This window comes from Pseudomonas sp. (assembly GCF_032058845.1).
GTDB lineage: Bacteria > Pseudomonadota > Gammaproteobacteria > Pseudomonadales > Pseudomonadaceae > Aquipseudomonas.
Genome location: NZ_DAMCCR010000131.1, coordinates 1 through 9,629, shown reverse-complemented (window position 1 = coordinate 9,629; position 9,629 = coordinate 1). Strand labels below are relative to the sequence as shown.

The following is a 9,629-nucleotide window of genomic DNA, read 5'->3' as shown; positions in this document are numbered from 1 at the left end:
AACGACCCGCACGCTCCACTGCTGCCGCTGCAACCGGAAGGCCAGGCCCAGCCGAACCTGGTCGGTGCCTGATCGGCAGGTGAGGGCGATGGCGCTGCGCCGCTGAGCCTGGCCAGCCGCGCAACCTCGCCATCACCGCGCCACCCACGCCCGAGCCCTGCACGCCGCAGCGCTCGGGCGTTTTCCTATCTGCCTGGCGGCAAACTGCACCACGATGGCGCAGGTTGCAGGCCCGATGCACTCGGATCAAACCCGGTATTGCCGCTGCCAGCATCCTCGCTGGCGGGTGCTGAACGGCCAATGCAACAAACTCCCCCTCAGTGCTATGTCCTCGGGCCGCCATGCGTTAGCATCCCCCCCTTGAACCCGCGCCGGCCGCCCGGCCGCGCCAACAATAAGATTCGCTTCTTTTCTTGCTAGGGGACCTGGTGATGATCAAGAAATACCTTTCGCGCCTGCTGGTGGGCGTTACCGCATTGGCGGCCGTGACCTGCGCACAGGCCGGCGCCATCGATGACGCGGTCAAGCGCGGCACCCTGCGCGTTGGCATGGACCCGACCTACATGCCCTTTGAAATGACCAACAAGCGCGGTGAAATCATCGGCTTCGAGGTGGACATCCTCAAGGCCATGGCCAAGTCCATGGGCGTCAAGCTGGAAACCGTCTCCACCGCCTATGACGGCATCATCCCCGCGTTGATCACCGGCAAGTTCGACATGATCGGCAGCGGCATGACCCTGACCCAGGAACGCAACCTGCGCCTGAACTTCAGCGAACCCTTCATCGTGGTCGGCCAGACCCTGCTGATTCGCAAGGAGCTGCAAGGCGAGATCAAGTCCTACAAAGACCTCAACAGCGACAAGTACCGCCTGACCTCCAAGCTCGGCACCACCGGCGAGATGATCGCCAAGAAGCTGATCGGCAAGGCCCAGTACCACGGCTACGACAACGAACAGGAAGCGGTCATGGACGTGGTCAATGGCAAGGCGGATGCCTTCGTCTACGACGCACCGTACAACGTCGTGGCGGTTGAAAAGGCTGGCGCTGGCAAGCTGCTGTTCCTCGACGAGCCGTTCACCTTCGAGCCGCTGTCCTTCGGCCTGAAGAAGGGCGACTACGACAGCATCAACTTCATCAACAATTTCCTTCACCAGATCAAGCATGACGGGACCTACGATCGGATCCACGACAAGTGGTTCAAGAACAAGGATTGGCTGAAGGAAATGGAATAAGGCGCAGCGCGTCTGCGGCAATTGGGGCGCTGCATGTTGCAAGGGAAAAGCTGGGCTTGCGCCTGGTGCCAGTCAGCCTGGTGATCGGGGCCGGTGCAATCCAACGTGGCTGAGGCCGCATACAGGATTGCGCCGATCTGTGGGCGCCAACGGTCTTTCAACCGCGTTGGCTGCCGAAATGTAGGAAGCGGCGGGTCCGGCGCTCCGGTCAGCCGCCCTGAAGGCTGCCACTTCGATTTTCCTGCTGTTTCGCGGCGTTTGGATCGGGGCTGCTGCGCCGCCCATCGCGGCTAAAGCCGCTCCTACAGGAACCGCGCTGACAGTCCTTGTAGGAGCGGCTTTAGCCGCGATGGGCTGCACTGCAGCCCCGATGATGACAGCGCAGAGTGACTCACTGGCACCAGGGCGTGCGCTCTACCTTTACTTGCAACTTGCCGCTAGCCACCTGCCGCTTAGTTTTTGGAGCATCCCCCCCTGTGATCAAACACAACAAAGCCCAATGGCCCTGGCACGGGTTGACCGCGCTGGTGCTGGTTGGCCTGGCGATCAGCCTGTACCTGGCCACCTCGATGATGGCGTACGAATGGCGCTGGAACCGCGTGCCGCAGTACTTCGCCTATCAGGCCGAAGAAACCCAGCGCGCGACCGGTTTCGGCACCGTCCAGGAAATTGCCGTTTCCGGCAGCAACGCCACCGTCACGATCAAGACCGAAGACGGTGATCAGCAACAGGTCCAGGTGCAGGCCGACAGCGTACTGCTCAGCCGCGGCGACGACGTGGCCGAAGGCGATGCCTTGGGCGTCACCCGCCACTGGGCTGCCGGGCCACTGGCCTGGGGCCTGTGGACCACGCTGTGGCTGTCGGTGGTGTCCGGTGCCTTCGGCCTGGTCATCGGTCTGTTTGCCGGGCTCTGCCGATTGTCGAACAACCCGACCCTGCGCGATCTCTCGACGGTCTATGTCGAGCTGGTGCGCGGCACGCCGCTGCTGGTGCAGATCTTCATCTTCTACTTCTTCATCGGCACCGTGCTGAACCTGTCCCGCGAGTTCGCCGGGGTGGCGGCGCTGGCGTTGTTCACCGGTGCGTACGTGGCCGAGATCGTGCGTGCTGGCGTGCAGTCGATCGCCCGTGGCCAGAACGAAGCGGCGCGCTCGCTGGGCCTCAATGCCAGCCAGTCGATGCGCCATGTGATTCTGCCCCAGGCCTTCAAGCGGGTGCTGCCGCCGTTGGCCGGGCAGTTCATCAGCCTGGTCAAAGACACGTCCCTGGTCTCGGTGATTGCCATCACCGAACTGACCAAAAGCGGCCGTGAGGCCATCACCACCTCGTTCTCGACCTTCGAGATCTGGTTCTGCGTGGCGGGCCTGTACCTGCTGATCAACCTGCCGCTGTCGCACTTGGCCAGCCGGCTCGAGCGGAGGCTTGCGCAAAGTGATTGAAGTCCGTGACCTGCTGAAAGTGTTCGATACCCGTGGCCAGGTGGTGCGCGCGGTCGACAACGTCACCACCCGGGTGAGCAAGGGCGAAGTGGTCGTGGTCCTGGGCCCTTCGGGCTCGGGCAAGTCCACCTTCCTGCGCTGCTTGAACGGCCTGGAAGGCTTCGATGCCGGGCATGTGTCGATCAACGGCCTGCCGCTCGATGACCCGAAGACCGACATCAATGCCTACCGCCGTGAAGTCGGCATGGTGTTCCAGCATTTCAACCTGTTCCCGCACATGACCGTGCTGGAAAACCTGTGCCTGGCGCAGAAGGTGGTGCGCAAGCGTAACAAGGCCGAGCGCGAGGAACGTGCCCGCGCCCTGTTGCTCAAGGTCGGTATCAGCGAGAAGGCCAACGAATACCCGTCGCGCCTTTCTGGCGGCCAGCAACAGCGCGTGGCGATTGCCCGCGCGCTGGCGATGGACCCCAAGGTGATGCTGTTCGACGAGCCCACCTCGGCGCTTGACCCGGAAATGGTCGGGGAAGTGCTCGATGTGATGAAGACCCTGGCCCTGGAAGGCATGACCATGGTCTGCGTTACCCACGAAATGGGCTTTGCCCGTGAGGTGGCCGACCGGGTGCTGTTCTTCGATCACGGCAAACTGTTGGAAGACGCCGCGCCCGACGCCTTCTTCGACGCCCCGCAAGATCCGCGCGCCCAGACGTTCCTGCGCCAGGTGCTGTAACCCGAGGTGACTCGGTCCTACAGGGACCGCGTTGGCCGGGAGAAAGTGATACGTCAGGAAGACGCAGTCCCTGTGGGAGCGGCTTTAGCCGCGATGGGCGGCGCAGCCGACCTAAAGGCTGCCACTTCGATTTTCCTGCTGTTTCGCGGCGCTTGGATCGGGCCGGCTTTGCCGGCCATCGCGACTGAAGTCGCTCCTACAATCGACTGCGCATTTCTGCAGTTCGGCAGCCCAACGCACCCCCTGTAGGGGCGGCCGGTCCGGCGCTCCGGTTAGCCGCGATGGGCTGTGCAGCAGCCCCAAGGCTGCAGCCTCCATTTACCTGCTATTGCGCGGCGCCTGAATCGGGCCGGCTTTGCCGGCCATCGCGACTGACCGGAGCGCCGGACCGGCCGCTCTACAGGGACCGCGTTGGCTGCCGAGATGCAGCCCTTGGGGCTGCTTCGCAGCACAGCCACTTCCCCCCCCCTTGTTCACAAACTGAACTTGCCCACCATCGCCCGCAGTTGCTGCCCCAGCGCTTCCAGCGCGCCACTGGCCGCGGCAGTCTGTTCGCTGGTCGCACGGGTGCGGTCGGCGCCCTCGCGCACGCCCATCACGCTGCGGTTGATCTGCTCGGCCACCACACTTTGCTCCTCGCTGGCCGTGGCGATCTGCTGGTTCATGCCCTGAATGCTCGACACGGTTTCGGTGATCTGCCCCAGCGCTTCGCCGGTCTGGCGGCTGAGCGCAACGCTCTGTTCGGTCAGGCGTTTGCTGTGGTCGAGCAGGTGGGTGACGTTCTCCGTGCCGCTGTGCAGGCTGGTGATCAGCTGGCCGATCTCCTCGGTGGACTGCTGGGTGCGCTGGGCCAGCCCGCGCACCTCATCGGCCACCACGGCGAACCCGCGCCCCGCTTCACCGGCGCGGGCTGCCTCGATGGCCGCATTGAGCGCCAGCAGATTGGTCTGCTGCGACACGGCGGTGATGACTTCCAGAATGCTGCCGATGCGTTGACCCTCTTCCGACAGATGACGCATGGCCGCCAGGCAGGTATCCATGTGCCCGGCCAGTTGCTCGATCTGCTCGATCGACTGCGCCACCACCTGATCTCCCACCTGGGCCTGCTGGTCGGCCCGGCAGGCAGCCTGCGCGGCCTGCTCGGCGTTGTGCGCCACTTCATGCACGGTGGCGCTCATCTGGTTCATGGCCGTCGCGACCTGCTCGGTCTCTTCGCGTTGCCGGCTGGCCTGCTCCTGGGTTGCCTCACTCACGATGGCGAGCTCACCTACCGCCACGGACAACTGCTCCACGCCTTCTTCCAGCCCGCCGATCAGCTCACGCAAACCGCTGGTCATGTCGCCCATGCTGTGCTGCAACTGGCCCAGCTCATCCTGGCGATTAGCACTGTCCATCGTGGCCAGATCGCCCTGGGCGATACGCCCGGCCTGGGTCAGCGCCTGGTCCAGCGGACGGGTGATCTGCAGGCTGATCACCCAGGAGGCGAGCAAGCCGATGACCAGGGCCAGAAAGGCTATGACCGTCATCAGACTGCGTGCGGCGACCGCTTCCTGGTCGCGCAACCGGGTCTGCAGATCGCCCATGGCCTGGTTGAGGTCCATCAGCTGGTTGCCAAGGATTTCCAACTGGTTATGGATGCGCTCCACGTCAATCGCCTTGCGTGCATAGGCCAGCAAGGCTTCGCGGTATCGGCCGATCTGGCCCAGCAGCGGTGCCGCGCCTGGCAGCTTGAGGTTGGCCGTACCGAGTGCCGCATTGATCAGCTTCATCTGGGTTTCGGCGCTCACCAGTGAGGCCTGGCCGATCGCCTCGAACGTTTCCAGTGGGTCGCTCAGATAAGCCGCATTCTGGCTTTGCTCGTTGGCGACTTCCAGGTGGCGGCTAAGGGTCTCGACCAGATTGACGACCTGCTCCACGCCGCGCGGTGCATCGGACTCGCCCAGGCGTTCGATCAACTGCTCTTGCAGGGCGTCGATCTGACTGGCCAGTTGGTCGGCGTTCTGCGCCTCGACCTGGTGCAGTTGCTGGCGCTCCACGACCAGCCTCTGCAGGTCGACATAGGCCTTGCGGTAGGCCTGCAGCTCTTGCTGCTTGTCAGCGATCAGGCGCTGCGCTTCCGGCTCGTGGTACTGCTGCTGCATGGTGCCGGCCAAGGTGTCCAGGCGATCGAGCTTGTCGCCCATGGCGATACGGCTGACGTCGTCAGAGAGCACGCGGTAGGTGATGCGCTCACTGCGCAGGTCCTTGCTGTAGTCACTGAAGTGACCGATCTGGATCAGTTTCTCCGAGCTTTCGATGGCATCGCCCAGGGCCAGCCAGCTGCTGAGGGTGGTGATCAGGGTGAACAACAGCACGGTGGCGAAGCCCAGGGCGAGCTTGAAGCGTACGCTGAGGTTGCCGAGGAATCTGTCTAGTCGTCCTATCATGAGCGCTTCTCCGTGTATGAGTCAGGTGACGCCAGCAGTCAGGGCTAGCGTCGACGTCAGCTCATCGGCGGGGAAGGGGTCAGACTGGACCTGCAAATGCTGTGGGAAATTTCCACATGGGTTGTAGGAAGCGGGGCTGCCTTGCACAGCCCCGCCAGCGCCACGGTTACAGCGTGAAGCGCGCCACCAACCCTTGCAGGTGGGTGCCCAGGCGCGCCAGTTCCACACTCGAGCTGGCCGTCTGTTCACTGGCTGCTGCGGTCTGGTCGGAAATGTCACGTACGTTCATCACGCTGCGGTTGATCTCTTCAGCCACGGCGCTCTGTTGCTCGGCAGCGGTGGCAATCTGCTGGTTCATGGCCTGGATCGACGACACGGTGCGGGTAATGGTCTCCAGTGAGCCGCCGGCGCGGCGGGTCAACTCGACGCTGCTGTCAGTCAGCCCACGACTGGCGTCCATCACCCCGGCCACCCGCTGGGTACCCTGTTGCAGGTTGGCGATCAGCTCTTCGATTTCCTCGGTGGACTGCTGGGTGCGTTGGGCCAGGCTGCGCACCTCGTCGGCGACCACGGCGAAGCCGCGCCCGGCCTCGCCGGCCCGTGCCGCTTCAATGGCGGCGTTGAGCGCCAGCAGGTTGGTCTGCTGCGCCACCGACTTGATCACATCGAGCACGCTGCCAATCTTGTCGCTCTCCTGCTTGAGCTCGCTCATGGCCTCGCTGGAGTTGTTCACTTCACTGGCCAGGCGCTCGATCTGAGCGATGGCCTGGGCCACCACGTGATCGCCCTCGCGAGCTTGCTGGTCGGCCATCACGGCGGCTTCAGAGGCCTGTTCGGCGTTGCGTGCCACCTCCTGCACCGTGGCGGCCATCTCGTTCATGGCCGTGGCGACCTGATCGGTTTCGACCTTCTGGCTGTTGACCCCGGCGCTGGTCTGGCCGGTCACCGCCGACAGCTCTTCGGCGGCGCTGGCGATCTGCGTGACGCCATCACCGATACCGCCGATCAGCTGACGCAGGCCCTGGGTCATGTGTTGCATGCTGGCCTGTAGCTGGCCCAATTCGTCGCGGCGGTTCACCTGGAGCGGCTGGCTGAGGTCGCCATTGGCCACCCGCTCGGCGGCGTTCAGGGTCTGGCGCAGCGGCACGGTGATCTGCCGGGTGATGATCCAGGCGGCGAGGATACCCAGCAGAATCGCGACCGCGGTGCTGACAGCGAGCAGCAGGCGGGCCTGTTGGGCGTCATGATCGCGAGCTGCGGTCTGGGTTTCGATGAGCGCCTTGCTGTTGTCGAACATCACCTGGCCCTGATTGGCCATGTGCTGCAGCGCGTCTTCGCTGGCAGTCTGGGCGCTGGCGACCTGATTCACCGCGTCGCGATAGGCCACCAGCGCTTGCGCGGCGTCTTGCAGCAGGGGGGCATAGTCGGCGGGCAGGCGGCCGGTTATATCCGCCAGCACGGTCATGGCTTTGTCGATGGCGACCAGTGCAGTCTGCTGGCGCTCGGCCTCGCCGCTGTAGGTGTAGCCGCGCACTTCGAAACGGGCCCGCTGCAGTTCCTGGCCAGCCTGCACGGCGCTGGCATACTGGCCGATATCACCTGCCTGCTGCAGGCGTTGCTCGAAGGTTGCAAGCACGTCTGCGGCCTTGTCGGCACTGTCGCCTAGCACCTTGCGGCTGGCTTCACGGCGTTGTGCGGCCTGCTTGAGCTGGTCGAAGGCCTGGCGATATTCCCCGATAGCCTGGCGTTGCAGCTCCACGTGTTGCAGATCCGAAGGTACCGCAAGGCGCTCGCTGACCGATTGCAGCTGCTGCTCGAGCTGATCGAGGGTGGCGTCCATCTGGGTGATGGCGTCTTCGTTGCCTTTGCGCTGGTACTGCTGGCGGGTAATGCGCAGGTCTTGGGTGAGTTGCAGGACTTGTGACAGGTTGCCCAGCTTGTCGCCGCGCTCGATCACGCTGCCCAAGCCCGTCCATCCGGTGAAGGCGGCAGCCAGGGTCAGCAGCAGGACCAGGCCGAAGCCCATGCCCAGCTTGCGGTTGACGCTGATGTTGTCCAGTAGTTGGCTGACAGGTTGACTCATTGCCGGTTACCCCCTTGGTAGTGGCTGACTGACGTCCTTGCGGTGCTGTCAGGGTCATCGGCCCAAGGGGGGTAAACTTTATGACCGAATGCTGAGTGGTCGTTCAGAACAGGCGCGACAGCAGCGCCGTTACTGCCGTTTCGACCCGCAGGATACGTTCGCCCAGCTGGACCGGTTGCAGACCGGCGCGGCCCAGCAGATCGACCTCATAGGGAATCCAGCCGCCCTCCGGGCCGATGGCCAGGGTCACGGGCTGGTCGACGCCACGCGGGCACATCGGGTAGGCGCCGGGGTGGCCTACCAGGCCCAGCGTGCCCTCGGCGATGGCCGGCAGGCGATCTTCAACGAACGGCTTGAAGCGTTTCTCGATGATCACCTCAGGCAATACCGTGTCGCGCGCCTGTTCGAGCCCAAGAATGAGGTTCTCGCGGATGCTTGCCGGTTGCAGGAAGGGGGTCTGCCAGAAACTTTTCTCGACCTTGTAGCTGTTGAGCAGGATCAGCCGCGGCACCCCCAGCGTGGCCACGGTCTGCAACAGGCGGCGGAGCATTTTCGGCCGCGGCACGGCCAGCACCAGGGTCAATGGCAGCTTGGCCGGGGGCGGCTGGTCGAACATGACCTGCAGCTCAGCCTCACGGCTTTCCAGGCGCAGTACCGTGGCACTGCCCATCAAACCATCAATGCGGCCCACCCGCAGGGTATCGCCGACGCAGGTGCGATGAATGTCCTGCATGTGGGTCAGGCGCCGGTCGCTGAGCACGACGCGGTCGGCCGAAATGAAATCGGCCGCTTCGAGCAACAACAGGTTCATGGCTGCTTCGCTGGCGGCGGGGTGTCCGCGTCCGCTTCATCGTCGCCAGGCTGGCGACGCTTGCGCACCAGGCTGCCGAACAGCACGCCCACTTCGAACAGCAGCCACATCGGCACCGCCAGCAGGGTCTGCGAGAAGATGTCCGGCGGGGTCAGGACCATGCCGACCACGAAGCAGCCGATGATCACGTAGGGGCGGACCTTTTTCAGGTACTTCACATCGACCACGCCAATCCACACCAGCAGCACCACGGCCACCGGAATCTCGAACGCTACGCCGAAGGCGAAGAACAGGGTCATGACGAAATCGAGGTAGTTGGCGATGTCGGTCATCATCGACACGCCTTCCGGGGTGGCGGCGGCGAAGAAGCTGAAGATCAGCGGGAAGACCAGGAAATAGGCGAACGCCATACCGGCGTAGAACAGCACGATGCTGGAGATCAGCAGCGGAATGGCAATGCGCTTTTCATGGCGGTACAGCCCCGGAGCGATGAACCCCCAGACCTGCTGGAGAATGAACGGCATCGCCAGGAACAGCGAGACGATCATGGTCAGCTTGAAGGGCGTCAGGAACGGCGAGGCCACATCGGTGGCGATCATCGTGGCATTGGCCGGCAGGTGGTCGCGCAGCGGTGCCGAGACCAGGGTGTAGATCTGCTGGGCGAACGAGAACAGGCCGATGAAGATCACGAAGATCACCGCGACGCAGCGCAGCAGGCGGGTTCGCAGTTCGGTCAGGTGCGAGACCAGCGGCATGGGCTGGTCGTGGTCGGGAAGTTCGCTCATGGGGCTCGTGGCGGCTGTGGCGGTTCGGGAAGGGCAGGCGCAGTCGCTGCCGGCTTGTCGAGCGAGAGCGAAGGCGTGGGCACTGCCGCGTCGGGCGCGGCTGGCGCTTCTGCCTCCGCTGGGCGC

At 64.1% G+C, this 9,629-nt stretch carries 7 protein-coding genes and 2 pseudogenes; 3 read left to right on the top strand and 6 right to left on the bottom strand.

Annotation, left to right across the window (positions count from 1 at the left end; translation table 11 throughout):
• Positions 1–434: 434 nt before the first annotated feature.
• The 3 genes from RT028_RS18370 to RT028_RS18360 all read left to right on the top strand — a co-directional run bounded on the left by RT028_RS18370 (position 435) and on the right by RT028_RS18360 (position 3,398).
• Positions 435–1,232: a transporter substrate-binding domain-containing protein gene (locus RT028_RS18370; protein WP_312936634.1), complete on the top strand. Its 798-nt coding sequence runs from the start codon at positions 435–437 to the stop codon at positions 1,230–1,232.
• A 476-nt stretch (positions 1,233–1,708) separates the two neighbouring features.
• On the top strand, positions 1,709–2,671 hold the full coding sequence (locus tag RT028_RS18365; RefSeq protein WP_312936630.1) for an amino acid ABC transporter permease: 963 nt from the start codon (positions 1,709–1,711) through the stop codon (positions 2,669–2,671).
• Complete coding sequence (locus RT028_RS18360) at positions 2,664–3,398, top strand: amino acid ABC transporter ATP-binding protein (protein ID WP_312936632.1); 735 nt, start codon at positions 2,664–2,666, stop codon at positions 3,396–3,398. Before RT028_RS18365 ends, RT028_RS18360 begins: the two co-directional genes overlap by 8 nt.
• Positions 3,399–3,871: 473 nt before the next feature.
• On the opposite strand, the gene RT028_RS20415 is transcribed toward RT028_RS18360, so the two are convergent.
• From RT028_RS20415 to tatC, 6 genes and pseudogenes are all read right to left on the bottom strand, one after another.
• A complete protein-coding gene (locus RT028_RS20415; RefSeq protein ID WP_409567302.1) occupies positions 3,872–4,735 on the bottom strand; it encodes a methyl-accepting chemotaxis protein in 864 nt (287 codons plus the stop codon).
• Positions 4,727–5,824, bottom strand: a pseudogene (locus tag RT028_RS20410) (methyl-accepting chemotaxis protein); the annotation flags it as partial. The gene RT028_RS20415 and the pseudogene RT028_RS20410, both read right to left, overlap by 9 nt.
• 166 nt (positions 5,825–5,990) lie before the next feature.
• Positions 5,991–6,704 (bottom strand): methyl-accepting chemotaxis protein, encoded by a 714-nt coding sequence (locus RT028_RS20405; protein ID WP_409567301.1) that lies wholly within the window; start codon positions 6,702–6,704, stop codon positions 5,991–5,993.
• Between the two features lie 141 nt (positions 6,705–6,845).
• Positions 6,846–7,850, bottom strand: a pseudogene (locus RT028_RS20400) (methyl-accepting chemotaxis protein); the annotation flags it as partial.
• Positions 7,851–8,010: 160 nt separating this feature from the next.
• Positions 8,011–8,718, bottom strand: a complete 708-nt coding sequence (locus RT028_RS18345) for a 16S rRNA (uracil(1498)-N(3))-methyltransferase (protein ID WP_312936624.1) — start codon at positions 8,716–8,718, stop codon at positions 8,011–8,013.
• Entirely contained in the window at positions 8,715–9,503 is a 789-nt protein-coding gene (tatC, locus tag RT028_RS18340) for a twin-arginine translocase subunit TatC (RefSeq protein ID WP_312936622.1), read from the bottom strand. Before tatC ends, RT028_RS18345 begins: the two co-directional genes overlap by 4 nt.
• Positions 9,504–9,629: the final 126 nt, after the last annotated feature.

Coding starts and splice junctions, on each gene's coding strand:
- RT028_RS20415 (WP_409567302.1), bottom strand. CDS start 4,735: ATGACCAGCGGTTTGCGTGAGCTGATCGGCGGGCTGGAAGAAGGCGTG.
- RT028_RS20405 (WP_409567301.1), bottom strand. CDS start 6,704: ATGAACGAGATGGCCGCCACGGTGCAGGAGGTGGCACGCAACGCCGAA.
- RT028_RS18345 (WP_312936624.1), bottom strand. CDS start 8,718: ATGAACCTGTTGTTGCTCGAAGCGGCCGATTTCATTTCGGCCGACCGC.
- tatC (WP_312936622.1), bottom strand. CDS start 9,503: ATGAGCGAACTTCCCGACCACGACCAGCCCATGCCGCTGGTCTCGCAC.